General features: G+C 62.2%; 18 protein-coding genes and 1 tRNA gene. 9 read left to right on the forward strand and 10 right to left on the reverse strand.

Features of this window, described 5'->3' with window-relative positions:
* Window positions 1-164 precede the first annotated feature (164 nt).
* The 9 genes from ACE3SN_RS12745 to ACE3SN_RS12785 are packed head-to-tail and all read right to left on the reverse strand — an operon-like array spanning window position 165 to window position 8,287.
* Window positions 165-344, reverse strand: coding sequence for a hypothetical protein (locus ACE3SN_RS12745; protein ID WP_374530562.1), 180 nt, complete (start codon window positions 342-344; stop codon window positions 165-167).
* Window positions 341-1,108, reverse strand: coding sequence for an MBL fold metallo-hydrolase (locus ACE3SN_RS12750; protein ID WP_374530564.1), 768 nt, complete (start codon window positions 1,106-1,108; stop codon window positions 341-343). Before ACE3SN_RS12750 ends, ACE3SN_RS12745 begins: the two co-directional genes overlap by 4 nt.
* Window positions 1,105-1,881, reverse strand: a complete 777-nt coding sequence (locus tag ACE3SN_RS12755; RefSeq protein ID WP_374530566.1) for a TatD family hydrolase — start codon at window positions 1,879-1,881, stop codon at window positions 1,105-1,107. Before ACE3SN_RS12755 ends, ACE3SN_RS12750 begins: the two co-directional genes overlap by 4 nt.
* Complete coding sequence (gene metG / locus ACE3SN_RS12760; RefSeq protein ID WP_374530568.1) at window positions 1,881-3,443, reverse strand: methionine--tRNA ligase; 1,563 nt, start codon at window positions 3,441-3,443, stop codon at window positions 1,881-1,883. Before metG ends, ACE3SN_RS12755 begins: the two co-directional genes overlap by 1 nt.
* Before the next feature lie 27 nt (window positions 3,444-3,470).
* Window positions 3,471-4,436 carry an AAA family ATPase gene (locus tag ACE3SN_RS12765; protein WP_374530570.1) on the reverse strand — a complete coding sequence of 322 codons (966 nt, stop codon included), beginning with the start codon at window positions 4,434-4,436 and terminating at the stop codon, window positions 3,471-3,473.
* Window positions 4,433-5,083 carry a dTMP kinase gene (gene tmk, locus ACE3SN_RS12770; RefSeq protein ID WP_374530572.1) on the reverse strand — a complete coding sequence of 217 codons (651 nt, stop codon included), beginning with the start codon at window positions 5,081-5,083 and terminating at the stop codon, window positions 4,433-4,435. The genes ACE3SN_RS12765 and tmk overlap by 4 nt, the downstream gene beginning before the upstream one ends.
* On the reverse strand, window positions 5,080-6,225 hold the full coding sequence (locus ACE3SN_RS12775; protein ID WP_374530574.1) for a D-alanyl-D-alanine carboxypeptidase family protein: 1,146 nt from the start codon (window positions 6,223-6,225) through the stop codon (window positions 5,080-5,082). Before ACE3SN_RS12775 ends, tmk begins: the two co-directional genes overlap by 4 nt.
* 57 nt (window positions 6,226-6,282) lie before the next feature.
* Window positions 6,283-7,251, reverse strand: a complete 969-nt coding sequence (locus ACE3SN_RS12780; protein ID WP_374530576.1) for a septal ring lytic transglycosylase RlpA family protein — start codon at window positions 7,249-7,251, stop codon at window positions 6,283-6,285.
* Window positions 7,235-8,287 (reverse strand): lytic transglycosylase domain-containing protein, encoded by a 1,053-nt coding sequence (locus ACE3SN_RS12785; protein WP_374530578.1) that lies wholly within the window; start codon window positions 8,285-8,287, stop codon window positions 7,235-7,237. Before ACE3SN_RS12785 ends, ACE3SN_RS12780 begins: the two co-directional genes overlap by 17 nt.
* Before the next feature lie 84 nt (window positions 8,288-8,371).
* On the opposite strand from ACE3SN_RS12785, the gene ACE3SN_RS12790 reads away from it, so the two are divergent.
* Window positions 8,372-8,461 (forward strand) — tRNA-Ser (locus tag ACE3SN_RS12790).
* A 128-nt stretch (window positions 8,462-8,589) separates the two neighbouring features.
* On the opposite strand, the gene ACE3SN_RS12795 is transcribed toward ACE3SN_RS12790, so the two are convergent.
* Entirely contained in the window at window positions 8,590-8,808 is a 219-nt protein-coding gene (locus ACE3SN_RS12795) for a hypothetical protein (protein ID WP_374530580.1), read from the reverse strand.
* A 467-nt stretch (window positions 8,809-9,275) separates the two neighbouring features.
* Here ACE3SN_RS12795 and ACE3SN_RS12800 point away from each other — a divergent pair, with 467 nt between their 5' ends.
* From ACE3SN_RS12800 to ACE3SN_RS12835, 8 genes are all read left to right on the forward strand, one after another.
* On the forward strand, window positions 9,276-9,515 hold the full coding sequence (locus ACE3SN_RS12800; RefSeq protein ID WP_374530595.1) for a YHYH domain-containing protein: 240 nt from the start codon (window positions 9,276-9,278) through the stop codon (window positions 9,513-9,515).
* Window positions 9,516-9,731, forward strand: a complete 216-nt coding sequence (locus ACE3SN_RS12805) for a hypothetical protein (protein ID WP_374530582.1) — start codon at window positions 9,516-9,518, stop codon at window positions 9,729-9,731.
* A gap of 820 nt (window positions 9,732-10,551) precedes the next feature.
* Window positions 10,552-10,740, forward strand: coding sequence for a hypothetical protein (locus ACE3SN_RS12810; RefSeq protein ID WP_374530584.1), 189 nt, complete (start codon window positions 10,552-10,554; stop codon window positions 10,738-10,740).
* Between the two features lie 338 nt (window positions 10,741-11,078).
* On the forward strand, window positions 11,079-11,321 hold the full coding sequence (locus tag ACE3SN_RS12815; RefSeq protein WP_374530585.1) for a helix-turn-helix domain-containing protein: 243 nt from the start codon (window positions 11,079-11,081) through the stop codon (window positions 11,319-11,321).
* Window positions 11,322-11,332: 11 nt separating this feature from the next.
* Entirely contained in the window at window positions 11,333-13,051 is a 1,719-nt protein-coding gene (locus ACE3SN_RS12820; RefSeq protein WP_374530587.1) for an AAA family ATPase, read from the forward strand.
* Between the two features lie 287 nt (window positions 13,052-13,338).
* Window positions 13,339-13,479, forward strand: coding sequence for a hypothetical protein (locus ACE3SN_RS12825; RefSeq protein ID WP_374530589.1), 141 nt, complete (start codon window positions 13,339-13,341; stop codon window positions 13,477-13,479).
* A 68-nt stretch (window positions 13,480-13,547) separates the two neighbouring features.
* Complete coding sequence (locus tag ACE3SN_RS12830) at window positions 13,548-13,973, forward strand: terminase small subunit (RefSeq protein WP_374530591.1); 426 nt, start codon at window positions 13,548-13,550, stop codon at window positions 13,971-13,973.
* A gap of 36 nt (window positions 13,974-14,009) precedes the next feature.
* Window positions 14,010-14,324 carry a DUF6804 family protein gene (locus ACE3SN_RS12835; RefSeq protein WP_374530593.1) on the forward strand — a complete coding sequence of 105 codons (315 nt, stop codon included), beginning with the start codon at window positions 14,010-14,012 and terminating at the stop codon, window positions 14,322-14,324.
* Window positions 14,325-14,448 lie beyond the last annotated feature (124 nt).

Consider the following 14,448-nt stretch of genomic DNA (forward strand, 5'->3'; position numbering starts at 1 on the left):
GGCGTCTTGCACTTCCAACTCCCTTGATCGTCCAAATAATTAGCGAAACACAATGGACAGGCATAATGCCATCAAGCCATTGAAACTACACCACAAGACATGACGTGGTGTTGATATATGTTAAATACGAAATGCAGCGAGGTGACCGGAACAAGTAACCGGGATCAGCCCCCACGCGGCGGAAACTGCGTGAAAATCACCACGAGAATCGCGATAATCGCCCCCCAGACCGCCGCCATCCAGACACTGCGCCCAAGTTCAAGCTTGCGCCGCGTCAGAGCCCGGACAACCAAAGCCAGCATGGTCGTCAAGATAATGACTCTGGCAAGCTCATCCTGGTTCATAGCTCTACAACCATGCCGTCATAACCGACCGCCACGTGCGCCGGTACTTCGCTGCACAGGATCGCATAATCCATCGACTTGTCGAGATGCGTCAACACGCCTTGCTTGGCATGCGTTGCCGCGATCAATTCCAGCGCCATGCCAAGGTGCGCATGGGTTGGATGCGGATCGCGCCGCAGACAATCGCTGACCAGCAGGTCGACGCCGTAGAACAGGTCGACCATTTCTCCGGTAATCTCACTGAAGTCTGTCGCATAACCGATTGATTTACCGTCTGCATCAAACCGATAGGCAGTGCTTTGCGCCGGACCGTGCGGCATCTGGCAACAGGCCACGCCGAACCCTGCGAACATCCTCAGCCGATCGAGCGTGTCGATCGACATGATTGTGGGATAGCCGTGTTGCCCGGCGAAAACATAGCCAAAGCGCTGGCGCAGCCGCCGCACGGTCTCATCGGCGGCAAAACCCGGCAGCGGCCCGGCGCGGCCGTAGCGCATCACGCGCAGGTCATCGATGCCGTGGGCATGATCGGCGTGGTCGTGAGTCCAGAATACCGCATCGACCTTGTCGATTTCGTTGGTCAGGAGCTGCTGGCGCAAGTCGGTCGAGGTATCGACGAGTAACCGGCTGCCATCCTTGCTCTCGACGACGATCGAAACGCGCGTGCGTCGGTTCCTGGGCTCGTCCGGATCGCAGTCCCCCCAATCGTTGCCGATCCGGGGAACCCCGGTCGAGGTTCCGCTGCCCAGCACGATCAGCTTCATGCCGCCGCTTTCGTGAACAGCGCACGGAAATTGCGCGTGGTCACCTCGGCCAGGTGATCGAGCGAAACACCGCGCAGCCCGGCGACGAACCGCGCGGTATCGGCCACAAATGCTGGCTCGCAAACGCGGCCGCGGTGCGGCACCGGAGCCAGGAATGGCGCATCGGTTTCGACCAGGATACGGTCATCAGGCAATTCGGCAGCTATTGCCTGTAAGTCTTTGGCATTCTTGAAAGTTACGATTCCGGACAGCGAGATCGTCAAACCCAAGTCGAGCATCTTGCGGCCAAAATCGGCCGAAGCGGTGAAGCAGTGGATCAGTGCCGGAAAAGCCCCCTGCGCCATTTCCTCGGTCAGGATTGCGGCGGTATCGGCCTCGGCATCGCGGGTGTGGATGATCAGCGGCAGGCCGGTTTCGCGCGAGACGGCAATATGGCGGCGAAACAGTGCCTGCTGCATCGCCCGGTCGGAATGGTCGTAATAGTAGTCGAGCCCGGTTTCGCCGATTGCAATCACGCGCGGATGGGCCGCAGCCTCCAGCAACGCGGCTTCGCCAAGGTCGGCGTGGCCGTCAGCTTCGTGCGGATGGATCCCGACGCTGGCCCAGACATCGGGCTCCCGCTCCGCCGTGGCGATGACCTGCGCCCATTCGCGCTGGCGCGTCGAAATCGAGAGGAAACCCCCCACCCCGGCCGCGCGCGCACGATCGAGCATGGCGGCCTGATCCTCGACCAGGCCCTTGTATTCGAGGTGACAGTGGGAATCGATCAGCATCAGGCCTGATCTTCAGCCGGCAGTTCGAGCCGCGGGAACACGCCGACCGGCTGCGCCACGGTGAACCCGCTGGCGACGAGTTCGGCAAACCAGTCCGCATTGTCCAGCGCCGCGAAATCACGTGCGTTGGCGGCAATTCCGAGCTGGTCGAGCAGTTTGTCGGCTGAGCCCGGAACCACCGGACGCACCGCAATGGCCAGCGTGCGCACGCAGCGGAACAGCACCATCAGCACCGCCGCCATCCGCTCCGGATCGGTCTTGCGCAGCGCCCAGGGCGCCTGTTCGTCGACATACTGGTTGCAGGCAAAGACCGCGCGCATCCAGGCGTCGAGCCCGTCGCTGAAGGCGAGTTCGGCAAAACGGGCCTGCAGCGCCGCCACATGAGTTTCCACCTCGGTCAGCAGCGCCTTGTCGGCGTCGGCCAGCGGCAGGTCGGCGCGCAGCTGTCCGTCGAGGTTCTTGAAGATCATCGAGAGCGAACGCTGCGCCAGGTTGCCGAAGCTGTTGGCCAGTTCCGCATTCGAGCGGGTCACGATCGCTTCGGGCGAATAGGATCCGTCCTGCCCGAACGCTACTTCGCGCATCAAGAAATAGCGCAGCGTATCGACGCCGAACTGCCCGGCCAGCGCCATCGGATCCGTCACATTGCCGAGCGACTTCGATTCCTTCTGCCCCCGGTTGAGCAGAAAACCGTGGCTGAACACATGGCGCGGCAATTCGATCCCGGCGCTCATCAGGAAGGCCGGCCAATAGACCGTGTGAAAGCGCGTGATATCCTTGCCAATCAGGTGGAGGTTTGCAGGCCAATATTTTGCAAAATCACCACTTTCATCCGGAAATCCAAGCCCGGTGATGTAGTTCGTGAGGGCATCGACCCAGACGTACATCACGTGGTTCTCGCTGCCCGGAACCTTGACGCCCCAGTCGAAGCTCGTGCGCGACACCGACAGGTCGCGAAGCCCTCCTTCGACGAAGCGCATGATCTCGTTGCGGCGGCTGTCAGGCCGGATGAAGTCTGGCTGATCGTTGTAAAGCTTCAGCAGCGGCTCGGCATAGTTCGAGAGGCGGAAGAACCAGCTTTCCTCAACCGTCCATTCGACCGGCGTCCCCTGCGGTGAGAGCTTTTCGCCCCCTTCCCCCTGGGTCAGTTCGCTTTCATCGTAATAGGCCTCGTCGCGGATCGAGTACCAACCCTCGTAGCGGTCGAGGTAGAGGTCGCCATTGGCCTCCATCCGCCGCCACAGTTCCTGCACCGAGGCGTGATGGCGCGGCTCTGACGTGCGCAAGAATACATCATAGGACACATTCAGACCATCGCACATATCGATGAAATGCTGTGACATTTCATCGGCCAGCTGTGCCGGGGCAATGCCCAAATCTCGCGCCTTCTGGGCCATCTTCAGGCCATGCTCATCGGTCCCGGTCTGGAAGCGCACGTCGCGGCCCAGCTGGCGCTGGAAGCGGGCGATGACGTCTGCCGCAATGGCTTCATAGGCATGGCCGATATGCGGCTTGCCGTTGGGATAGCTGATTGCGGTGGTAATGTAGAAGGGGTCGGCCATGGCCGTGGCAAAGCTTTCGGAAAAAGGTCAATAAGCCGCCTCTCTAGGCATGGCGAGCGAGGCCAGCAAGGCACCAATTTCCATGACCAGCAAGGCCGGATCGAAGTTGTATGTCGGCATCTGCGCGCCAAGACGCACCAGAGCGCCATGCGCGGCGATCACGCGTTCCTGCCGCGCCCGGTCCCCACGTGGCAATTCTGCCGCCACGACGGCACGGGCCAGGTCGATGGCAGCCAGCTGGCGTTCACGCGTTGGCCGCGCGCCGATCTGCGCCGCCAGCGCGCCACGCAGCTCGAAGCTTTCGTCGCCTTCGCGGATCAGCCTGAGCATCGCCTGATGCAGCTTGCCCAGATCCTGCTCCACAAATTCCAACGCCGCGCCGGGGGAGCCTTCGGCCGCGGCAATTGCGGCGGCGCGCGCCTCGGCATCGGCCTGGGGCGCCTCGCGGCCGAGCACCTTGGCAATCGTGGCCTCGTCCAGCGGGTCAAAGCGCAGCACCCGACAACGCGAGCGGATCGTTGGCAGCAGCCGCCCTGGCTTGTGCGTCACGAGCAGGAAAAAAGTGCCCGCCGGCGGTTCCTCAAGGCTCTTGAGCAAGGCGTTAGAGGCCGCCTTCTCGAGATCGTCGGCCGGATCGATGATTACCACGCGGCGACTGCCCAGCGTCGGACGGGTCGTAAGGCGGTGCTGGACAGTGCGGATTTCGTCGATCGGGATCGAGCGCTTGCGGCGATATTCGCCGCCATCGTCGCGCTTCTTGGCCTCTTCCTTGTTTTCAGGCGGATGATCGGGGATCAGGATGTCGGGGTGGCGATCGGATGGCGGCTGCGGCACGCCCGGTTCGGCGACCAGTTCGGCGGCGGCAGCGCGGGCAAACAGGCCCTTTCCGACGCCCTTTGGCCCCGCCAGGATCCAGGCATGGTGCATGCGCGCCGACCCCATTGCGCGGCGCCATTCGCGCCAGGCGCTGTCATGGCCGAACAGGTCGCTCATGCCGCCCCCAGCAAAGGCTTGAGCGCGTCGAGCACGGAGGCGTGAACCGCTTCTGCCGCGCCATTGCCGTCGATCCGGGCAAAGCGCGTCGGCTCTTCCTCGGCAAAGCGCGCAAAGGCCGCAGCGACGCGGGCGTGATAGGCCGCTTCGCGCCCGCCAATCCGGTCCGCGCCATCGATGTCGCGCGCGCTGGTGCGCGCCTCGGCGGTTTCGGGCGAGACCTCTACCAGCAGGGTCAGATCGGGCAGCAGCCCCGCGCTGCCGATACGGTGCAAGGCCAAAATGTCGGCATCGGACAGGCCGCCCGCACCACCCTGATAGGCGCGGCTCGAATCGACGAAGCGATCGCAGATCACCCAGCGACCCGATTCAAGCGCGGGACGAATCAGGCGTTCGACGTGATCGGAGCGCGCGGCGGCAAACAGCAGCGCCTCGGCGCGCGGGTTCCAGCCCTCGCCCTCCGTACCCAGCAAGAGCGCGCGGATCGCCTCGGCCCCGGCCGTGCCACCCGGTTCGCGCGTAACGGTGCAGGCGATCCCCCGCGCCTCGAGCGCAGCCGCCAGCAGGCGGGCCTGGGTGGACTTGCCCGCCCCCTCCCCGCCTTCAAATGCGATGAACTTGCCTGGATTGTTCGCTGACACCTTCATTCCAGCAGCCCTAGCAGGCCATTCACGATCCTGTCGAATGGTCCGGCCTTGTCCACAGCTTCGGCGGCGATCAGCGGCAGATAGTGGACCGGCTGCCCCGCTACCTGCACTTCCAGCCCGGCAACCGTCGCGCCCTTGGCAATCGGGGCCCTGAGCGGACCGGTATAGACGATCCGGGTGACAACTTCGGGCTGCGTACCTTTCGGAACGGCCAAAGTGAAGCCGTTCGGCAGCGCAAGCGGAACCTGGCGGGCCGCGCCATCCTGCACCAGCGCCTGGCCGATCACCTGCCCTTTGGCCACAAACGCGCGGCTGTCCCACGCGCCATAGCCCCATTCGGCAAGCTGGAGCGAAACCTTGGCGCGCAGGTCTTCGTTTTGCGCGCTACCGATCACCAGCACGAGCCGCCGACCGCCACGCTCGACCGCGCCGAGAAAATTGAACCCCGCCTCGAACGTGTGCCCGGTCTTGATCCCGTCCGCGCCCGGCAAGGCTCCGGTGGCGAAGGGATCGTGGCTGAACAGCTCCTGCCCGTGCCAAACCATCGAACGGTGCCCGAAATAGTGGTGGTAGAGCTCTGGGTGGTCGACGATCAGCGCCTTGGCGAGCCGCACCAGATCGCGCGCGGTAACATAGGTCTGACCGTGATCGGGAAAACCGTTGGGCGTGGCGAACTGGCTGCCCGTCATGCCCAGCGCGCGCGCCCGCGCGTTCATGGCCGCCAGCCAGGCCTCCTGCGAGCCCAAGGCCCCTTCGGCCAGCACCGCCGCCGCATCATTGGCCGATACGGTGGTAAGCCCCATCAGCAGGTCGCGCACGCTCACCCGCTCTCCGGCGCGCAGCGCAAGCGTGGTGCCCTTGCCCGACCAGCGCGCCGCCGCAGCGGGGCTGACCGTAAACACGGCATCTTCGGAAAGCTTGCCCGACGCGATCAGGTCGAAGGCGACCAGCGCGCTCATCACCTTGGTAATCGATGCCGGGAGGAAGCGCTTTTCGGCGCCCCGTGCGTAGAGCGTCTGCCCCGCCGAAAGATCGACCAGCAGCACCACCGGAACGCGCTTCACCAGTGCGGGAACGGCGGCGTTCGGTGCGGCTTGCGGACTGGCGGCGGCGACCGGCAGGGCCAGCCCAAGCAGCAGCAAGCAAGCTATCCGTTTCAAATCGGCTCCCCGGCGAGCACCGCGCCGCGGGCGGATCGCCTACTGAGCGCGCTGGATTCGTGCTTCGGTATACCCGGCGGCCCGCACCTTCGCCAGCGCGGCTTCTGCCTGCGCCTGGGTCTGGAAGGGGCCGACGCGAACGCGCCAGACCTTGCCCGCCGCGCTCACCGAACCGCCAACCTTGGCGGCAACGGCATCGGCCCTGGCCTTGTCCGAAAAAGCACCGACCTGGACCACCAGGCTGCCCTTGGCCGCGGGTGCCGGAGCGACCGGCTTGGGCTTAGGCGCGGGAGCGGGTTTGGCCGGTTCGGGTTTAGCCGGTTCGGGTTTGGCCGGTTCGGGCTTGGCCGGTCCGGGTTTGGCAGGCGCGGACGTTACCGCCTGGGGCACCGGCAGCGGTGCGGGCTGGGCCTCTGGTTGCGGCAACGACTTGGGCGCATTCCCGGAAATCATCCCCGGCTGCTGTTCGAGCCTGCGGTTCAGCACCGTCAGCAGCGACTTGGGCGTATCCATCCGCGCGGGCGCCGGTTGGCCCATGCGCAGCATCGCGCGCTCCTGTTCGGGCGGATTGACCCGCCGCACGCGCACCGGCGCGTTGGTGCCTCCTGCCAGGCCAAGCTGCGCAGCGGCTCCCGGTGACAGCTCGATCAGCTGGTTCCCGCTCATCGGGCCGCGCCGTTCGAGGCGCACGAGGATCGTGCGTCCGGTTTCGAGCGAGGTTACCTCGACATAGCTTGGCAAAGGCAAGGTGCGATGCGCGGCCGTCACGCCCGCGCCGCCAACCGCGCCAACCGCGGCATAGCCGACCGCATCGTAATTCATGACGTCGGCAGGGGTATAGGTCACCCCGTCGACCACGAAGGGCTGGCCCAGCACCATCGGGTAATCGGCTGCCGGCCCGGTTGCGGAAGGGTGCACCGCTGGCACGGATTGCACGCCGCCGCCACCGCAGGCGGCAAGCAAAGTCAGCGCCAGAAGCGGCAGGTTTCGGTTAACGGGCAATTTCATCTGCAAGCAACCCCACGGACAGTGCGTAGTAGTTCGAGCAGTTGTATTGCAGGATAACCATGTAATTCCCGGTTAACAGGAATGCCGACGTGCCAGCCCCATCGGATTCGAACAGCACGGCCTGGGTATCATCGGCCAGCGGCGCGAGCGGCTGCACCCCCAGCGCTTTCCATTCGGCCACGCTGCGCCACTGCGAATGGCGGGCATGAACCCGCGCGCAGGATGGGGCATTGAGCTTGGTCGCCACGGCATCGCGCTGAAAGCCCACCGGCACGGTGGCGCGCACGCCCCACGGCTCACCCGTGCGCCAGCCCGCATCGCGGAAATAGTTGGCGATCGAAGCGATCGTATCGGCCCGGTCATTCCAGATGTCGATATCACCATCGCCGTCGCCGTCGCGGGCAATACGCAGATAGACGCTGGGCAGGAATTGCGGATTCCCAAAGGCCCCGGCCCAGCTGCCGACCAGGCGCTGGCGCGGCACGCCGCGATCGACCATCTTGAGCAGGGCAATGAACTCGTCCGCGAACAGTTCGCGCCGCCGCCCTTCATAGGCCAGCGTGGCGAGCGAGCGCGCCAGGTCGAAATCGCCCTTGTAGCGCCCGTAATTGGTCTCGTGCCCCCAAATCGCGAGGATGATCTTGGCCGGAACGCCATATTCCGCCTCGATCCGCGGTGCGTCCGGCCCAAGCTCCGCCAGCATGCGCCGCCCGCCAGAAATCCGCACCGGATCGACATGGGTGCGCAGGTATCCCGCCATCGAGGGCGTCGAATTGGGATTGGACCCCGGCTGCCCGCGATCGAGCGCCACCACGCGCGGATTGGGGGTAAGGCCCGTGGTCATCAGCTGGATCGTCGCCTCGCTCACCCCTTCGCTGCGCGCGCGGGCGGCGAGGAGTTGCAGATAGCCGTCAAACCCCGCCTGCTCATCGGCCTGCCCCTGCGCTTGGGCGGACACCGGCGGCACCGGGGGCGAAAACACCGCGACAGCAAGCCCCAGCGGCAGGGCGAATTTCAGGCCTCGAAACAACGTCATGGCGCCAGTTTCGCACAGGGTAGGCGATTTTGGAACCGCTAAGGGCGTGACAATCCGCCACTTCGTCGCTAGCCGGAACCGCACGGACAGGTGGCCGAGTGGTTTAAGGCAGCGGTCTTGAAAACCGCCGTGGGTGCAAGCTCACCGTGGGTTCGAATCCCACCCTGTCCGCCACCATCACGCGCATTATGCCGTAAATTCAATGTTATAGGATGTGGGGTAAAGTGCGGTCCCACTTATGGTCCCATTTCCTGCGTTTGTTACCGCCCGGCAAGGCCAGATTCCAGCCGGGCGCATAGCCATCAGGCGGAAATCCGCAGGCCCATCACTTCGACCAGCCAAACCGCTGCACGGCCACGCGCCTCGGCGTCAGTACCATTGACCGCGCAGCGCATGATTTCGGCCAGGGCTTCGGCGTGATCGGCTGAGCCATCGTCGCTGAAATTGAAGCGCTCGAATGCCTGGCCCAGCGCACGATTTGCACGATCGGCCGAAGATGGGAACTGGATGATATTGCTCATGGTGAAGGCTCCGTAATTGCAGTGGAGCTTCCGTATGATGGGCACAAAAGGCCGGCTGTCTACGAGATTGTTGTCGGCCGCAAAGTTAGGCAAAAACCAACATGAAGGCCCGCGGAATGCCGCGATTACCGAGCCAGTACAGCAAGGCGTTTCGGACTGTTGGCCGACACATTCGACAGCATTGACCCTGGCGCGCAAGGGATCTTGGGCAGCGGAGCGCGCCATAGCCTAAGGCTCAAGCGCCCCGGCTTTGACCCAGCGCTAGCACAAGCTCTCTACGCCATGGCAGGCGCCCCCTGCCTATCCGACCCCACCCCCCGGAGGGGACCGACCGAGCGCGCGCGAAAATCCTACTGGCCGCCTCGACAAAATTTGTGGAATTTCAAAGTTGCCGACGCCAACGGCTGCTTGGCCAAAGCGCATATTTCGCGATGGACATCAGCGACCATCGCCTTCATTTTCCCCATATGCGAGCGAGAAGCCCCTTAATCGCAGCCGGGCTGTGCTGCCTTGCCAGCGCAGCTGATGCGCATCCCGGCGGCTTGAACGCCGAAGGGTGCCACAACAACCGCGAGACGGGCGACTATCACTGCCACCGCAGCCCTAGCCCACCTCCACCACCACAGCGCAGCGATGTGTATTATCCGAACTGCGCGGCAGTGCCTGCGGCCGGTGCTGAAGGTCAAACCGAAGATGGAGAAGCCTGAGTGAGCCAGGCGCAGGCAGGTCTGCTGCTCACCTCATTTGTCGCCCCGGCATGCCTAATCTGCGCCTATTCTGGTTGGACCAGCGGGTCGGTTCGATTAGGCATCACCACTCATGAGCGCGGCGAGGAGCCTCTTTTCTACTGGTGGGGAATGCTCTTCAACACCATCGGCGGTGTTTTCTGCCTTATCATGGGCTGCTGGATGTTATTTCGATAAGGTGTTTGCGATCTATGCAATCACTAATAAAAAGGGGGCAGTCCGAAGCCTGCCCCCCCAAAGATCAGAATAGCTAGGGCTGATCAGGATCAGCGCCGCGCTTCCCGGTCTTCACCTCGGACACACGGCCCTGGTTCCAACCGAGACTTGCCGCAATGTCATGCTGATGCTCGCCTTTGGCGATGCGCCGCTTAACCTCACGGAAGACTTCAGGAGTGTATGGGGCGCGATTGTTCGGTCCCCAGGGTGGTTCATACGACATTGCCGATTATCCTTTTTCGGCGTGGCATGACCGCTTGACAGGCTCCCCAGGTTATAGGATTGCTCCAACAACCCGGGGAATATCCCGCTCTTGCGACCGGCCAAAGGAGCCGCAAGAGTTGCCCCGACAAAGACCCCTAGCGTTGCAGCGCTGGGGGTCTTGCCTTTTGGGACAATCAACCAACATGGATTCCCCGAACCAGCAAAAGAGTCGAGTCTTTGGGCGTGGCGCTATCCCGAATTTGGGGATAAATCGCACAATGTTAGCCAAAACCGTGGCCTGACAGCGCGGGTATCGCTGGCGAGTGCCCGACATGTTAGCCGAAGCAAAGGAGGCGGTATGGTGCGACCAGGCAATCATGTATTCCTGTGGATGCTGTTGACATCCATAGCCATAACACTTTTCCAGCTTCCAGTTTGGGCAACCATAGTTGCCGCATTTGCGATTGGCTGGTTTTACAATGAATATCATGAGAAGCAGAGAGACTAGCGATACAGCTCGCCAACGTGACAGGCCCGAGAAGATAGCGAAGGCCAAGCCAAAACCGGAGAAGCCCCAATGAAGACAATCTGGCTAGTGAAGATCGCGACCGAAATTGGGGTTGAAGCCTACTACGCTGGAGCCGCGTCTCGCGAGGATGCGCTGCTTATGGCAGCAGAGCGTGACCTAACTGGTGACGCAGTGACTGCCACGGAAATCCCGAACAAGTTTGGAATTCAGCCCGGCGAATGGCGCTCGGCAGTTTAACTTGGCAAATTACACAATTTCCCAGTTCCTCGCTTAGGCATATGGGAGGCTTGGCCCTGGCCCATTCCTTCGCCGGACATTCTGACGGCTCGGCGCGCTTGCTCATCGGCAAGATTACCGCGCGCTGCGCCAAGTTATCCACAAGCGAATTGCAAATAATTGCCCATTTTAGCGCGCAATCTTGCGCGTTACCTATAGCCAAGCCCCAGTAAATCTGCCGAGAGAGCACACCCTATTCGAGGGTGTGGTCTAGTAAATTCAGAGACTTCGTACCTTGAACCTCAGGATTCTCCGTGAGAATCTGCACGTGTCATTTTTGAACACGGAGGTCCGCCATCATGGTCCGAGAGGAAAGTCTTGAACGCCGCGCACCGTCTTTTGCCCCGGTCGCGCAGCATCCACCCCAACCCGCAATCCTGGCCGATGGTGTGGCTGAGGCCTGCCTGCGTCTCGGGATCTCGATCCCGACGTTCTACCGCGAGGTCAAAGCTGGCCGTCTGGTAGCGGTCAAGGCCGGGCGCCGGACGCTCTGCACCCGTGAAGCGCAGGCCGCCTGGCTTGCATCACTTCCACGCGTTTGAGGGGCATGGCGATGGGCAACGAACAGGGACCGTTCCCGTGGTCGAACAGCCAGCCTGCTGCCGGCAATTCAAGCGGATGGCATTGGCAGGGCGACCAACCATCCCAACCTATCGAGAGACCTGCGGAGCCGCCGGCTTCCGCTACTTCAGGTGCAACGCAAGCATCCTTCACCATCACGTTTCTCGACATCAACTGCTCAGTTGAGCGGGATGGAGATTACATCGGTTGGATTCCGCACGGAGAAACTGCTTCGAACAGGTTCGTTAACGACGATTACGACGAGCCTGCTAGCTTGAGTAAATCAGAGGCCAGGGAAGTCGATGCTGAGTTCAGGGAGATTCACCAGCGATGCAATCAGTTCTTTAGAGAGCTTGGCTACATTCCCCTGCCCACAGATCTGCCGCTAGACTACCTGCGCGGCAACCATGATGCCTGGCTTGGCATTTGCCCGACACCAGATTTGCCATTCGAAGATTGGCCGGATTCGGTCGAGACCATCGGCTTCGCCGGTCCACCGCGTTCCAAGTTGGTGAGGGCTTTTCACATTGAGTGTAGCTCCTATCCGGAAGAATATCCGACATTGGAGGAAATCTATGAAGCGATCCTCAAATCTGGAATCCGTCGAGTGGGACTTCCATGGGCTGAGGAGACGCTCGCCCAATGGATTGACCGCGTAGGAATATCTGCGGAGGAACTGCGCCGGAAGAAGACCCTACTCGAAAGGGTAGGCGGCGAAATTGATCTATACGAGATGGTCGCCCCCCAAGAGGAGCGCGATGTCGAGTTTATCATCCCTGGGCTGCTCCCTCGCGGCATGGTGACACTGCTGGTCGGCAGCAACCAGACCGGCAAGTCCACCATGATGGATGAACTCTGCGCCAAGCTCGAATGCCCTCTGCCGGGTTTGCAGCCCGAGTTCCTCGGCGTCCCGGTTCCGACAGGATTGCGAACGGTGTTCATTTCAGGCGAGGATCCTCGCGGGATCTTTTCCGAACGCAGGTTTGTGCTTTCACGCACTTGGGGCGAGAGCGACGGCTTGATACTCGATGCCCGTACCAAGAAACTTCATGAGCTGTTGCCTCTTCTGCGGCAATGGAAAGCAGACCTTATCGTCATCGATCCGGCCCGAAGGTTTATAGAAGGCAATGAGGATGACTCGGCAAACATCAACGCGTTCTTCGAAGAGTTGGAGGAACTGAACGAAGCTCTCGAAGAAAGGGTCGCGATCGTCCTCATCCACCATTGCAAGAAGGGGCCGCCTGCGCGGCGACTAGCGGATATCATGCCTCGGGGTAGCGGCGTAATAATGGACCGCCCTCGCGTGGCCTGGGGAATGTTTCGCCTGGCTGACGGCACCACCGGCGTCGGCCTTCTGAAGCGCAATATCCCGCTGAGCATCCCCATGTGGGAATTGGGACAGGCACGCTATTTCCGCATCAACCCAGAGACGCTTTGCCTCGACCCCGTCGGCAAGGTCACGCCCCCCAGGCCAGAGCATCAGGCAGAGCCTGGCGACAGCGGATTGAAGCCGGCAGTGCTGGCCGCGATCGGCCGGCTGAATGCGCTCGACCAGGTTGTGCAGCAGACCGGCAAGCGAGAGCTGTTCCACCTCGAATTGCCGGAGCTGGCAGGCATATCGCGCAGCAAGATCCGCGAAACCGTTGCCGCGCTCATTGCCGACGGGCAGGTGCAGCAGGGTGCACGTGGACTTGTTGCAAAAACGGCTTAATACCGGTATCTTGCCCTTCATACCTCGAAATCACATGAAATATTTTTGAGGTCGTTACCGGCGTTGCCAAAAGCGTTGCCGGTAACGGTAACGAGAATTCGGTAACGGCAGATTTCTGCGGTTTTTCGTTGCCAAAGCCGTCGGTAACGGCCGGTAACGAGAAGCCCGAAACCCGCAGAAATCTGCCGTTACCGGTTACCGTTGCCGCTTAAGAGAGAGGGTGTCCCTAAGGGCACCCCTCTCTAACTTAACAGCGCATGGAACAGCGCATGGAATGGAGACCAACAATGCCGACCAACCAAATGACCGGACAGCCCGACCTCAAGCCCTACATGGTGCAGTTGCTGCCCGGCGAAGACCTCCTAGCAGCCCGCGCCCGCTGGGAGCGCGAGACGGGCTGGACTGGCCCCATCCTGGTCCACTTCTGACCGAGGCAGGGCGGCTTTCCCGCAAGGCCGCCCTCGCCCTCTCCCCCCTCACTCCATTGGAGCGCAACATGGCCACCCTGACCGAACAGCAAGCCGAATTCGTTCACCACCTTGTCACGACCGGCTGCAATCCGACCGAGGCCGCGCGAGCGGCTGGGTATGCTGTGCCGAAGCAGGAGGCCTATCGCCTGACCCGGCTACCGCACGTGCAGGCGGCGATCCGCCAGGAGCGCGAGCGTCTGATCTCGGCCCATGGCGCCAACGTGGCGCTCGCCACGCTTAACGAGATCATGCGCGACAAGACCGCGCCTGCCAGCGCGCGCGTCAGCGCCTCGCGGACCATGCTGGAAGCTGCCGGCCTGTTCGACAAGAACGGCCGCGACACCGGCACCGGCAAGACCCTCCAGGAAATGACCACCGACGAACTGGCTGAAACGATCTCAAAGCTCGATCGTGAGATGGTACGCATCGCTGGCTCTACATCCGTGAATTGAGCATAGTCCCGGCTCAAGCAGTCGGGAGTGTGATTCATGAAGATGGATGTTCGGATGCGCCCAAGCCTCCCCACGCCAGTCTATGCGGTCCCGCTCGTCATGCTCGCGGCAGCGCTCTTGCCGATGCCTTATGGCTATTATCAGTTGATGCGTCTGGCGCTCTGCGGTTGCACCGCGCTGATCGCCTATCACCATGCCCGCAAGGAAAGCTGGTGGGTCGCGACCGTCTTTGCGGTCTTCGCCCTGGCCTACAACCCGGTCTTCCGGATCCATCTACAGCGCGAGGATTGGGCGGTCATCAATGTAGCAACGATTGCTGCGATCGGCTGGGTTTGGTGGAAATTGCGTTAGGCCGCAAACTCATAAATCGAGATGAGCTGTTGCGGTCAGCTCGAACGACCGGCTAGCTTACCCTAATGACGACCGACCTTCTCATCGACGGTATGCTTTCGGGCACGGGCGTGCGTGACGCTGT

This window comes from Novosphingobium sp., from assembly GCF_041915465.1.
Taxonomy (GTDB): domain Bacteria; phylum Pseudomonadota; class Alphaproteobacteria; order Sphingomonadales; family Sphingomonadaceae; genus Novosphingobium.

What these genes read in the sequence shown, in the direction of transcription:
- ACE3SN_RS12750 (WP_374530564.1), bottom strand. Translation starts at nt 1,108, where the DNA reads ATGAAGCTGATCGTGCTGGGCAGCGGAACCTCGACCGGGGTTCCCCGG.
- ACE3SN_RS12835 (WP_374530593.1), top strand. Translation starts at nt 14,010, where the DNA reads ATGAAGATGGATGTTCGGATGCGCCCAAGCCTCCCCACGCCAGTCTAT.
- ACE3SN_RS12830 (WP_374530591.1), top strand. Translation starts at nt 13,548, where the DNA reads ATGGCCACCCTGACCGAACAGCAAGCCGAATTCGTTCACCACCTTGTC.
- ACE3SN_RS12825 (WP_374530589.1), top strand. Translation starts at nt 13,339, where the DNA reads ATGCCGACCAACCAAATGACCGGACAGCCCGACCTCAAGCCCTACATG.
- ACE3SN_RS12800 (WP_374530595.1), top strand. Translation starts at nt 9,276, where the DNA reads ATGCGAGCGAGAAGCCCCTTAATCGCAGCCGGGCTGTGCTGCCTTGCC.
- ACE3SN_RS12795 (WP_374530580.1), bottom strand. Translation starts at nt 8,808, where the DNA reads ATGAGCAATATCATCCAGTTCCCATCTTCGGCCGATCGTGCAAATCGT.
- ACE3SN_RS12755 (WP_374530566.1), bottom strand. Translation starts at nt 1,881, where the DNA reads ATGCTGATCGATTCCCACTGTCACCTCGAATACAAGGGCCTGGTCGAG.
- ACE3SN_RS12810 (WP_374530584.1), top strand. Translation starts at nt 10,552, where the DNA reads ATGAAGACAATCTGGCTAGTGAAGATCGCGACCGAAATTGGGGTTGAA.
- ACE3SN_RS12820 (WP_374530587.1), top strand. Translation starts at nt 11,333, where the DNA reads ATGGGCAACGAACAGGGACCGTTCCCGTGGTCGAACAGCCAGCCTGCT.
- ACE3SN_RS12780 (WP_374530576.1), bottom strand. Translation starts at nt 7,251, where the DNA reads ATGAAATTGCCCGTTAACCGAAACCTGCCGCTTCTGGCGCTGACTTTG.
- tmk (WP_374530572.1), bottom strand. Translation starts at nt 5,083, where the DNA reads ATGAAGGTGTCAGCGAACAATCCAGGCAAGTTCATCGCATTTGAAGGC.
- ACE3SN_RS12745 (WP_374530562.1), bottom strand. Translation starts at nt 344, where the DNA reads ATGAACCAGGATGAGCTTGCCAGAGTCATTATCTTGACGACCATGCTG.
- ACE3SN_RS12785 (WP_374530578.1), bottom strand. Translation starts at nt 8,287, where the DNA reads ATGACGTTGTTTCGAGGCCTGAAATTCGCCCTGCCGCTGGGGCTTGCT.
- metG (WP_374530568.1), bottom strand. Translation starts at nt 3,443, where the DNA reads ATGGCCGACCCCTTCTACATTACCACCGCAATCAGCTATCCCAACGGC.
- ACE3SN_RS12765 (WP_374530570.1), bottom strand. Translation starts at nt 4,436, where the DNA reads ATGAGCGACCTGTTCGGCCATGACAGCGCCTGGCGCGAATGGCGCCGC.
- ACE3SN_RS12815 (WP_374530585.1), top strand. Translation starts at nt 11,079, where the DNA reads ATGGTCCGAGAGGAAAGTCTTGAACGCCGCGCACCGTCTTTTGCCCCG.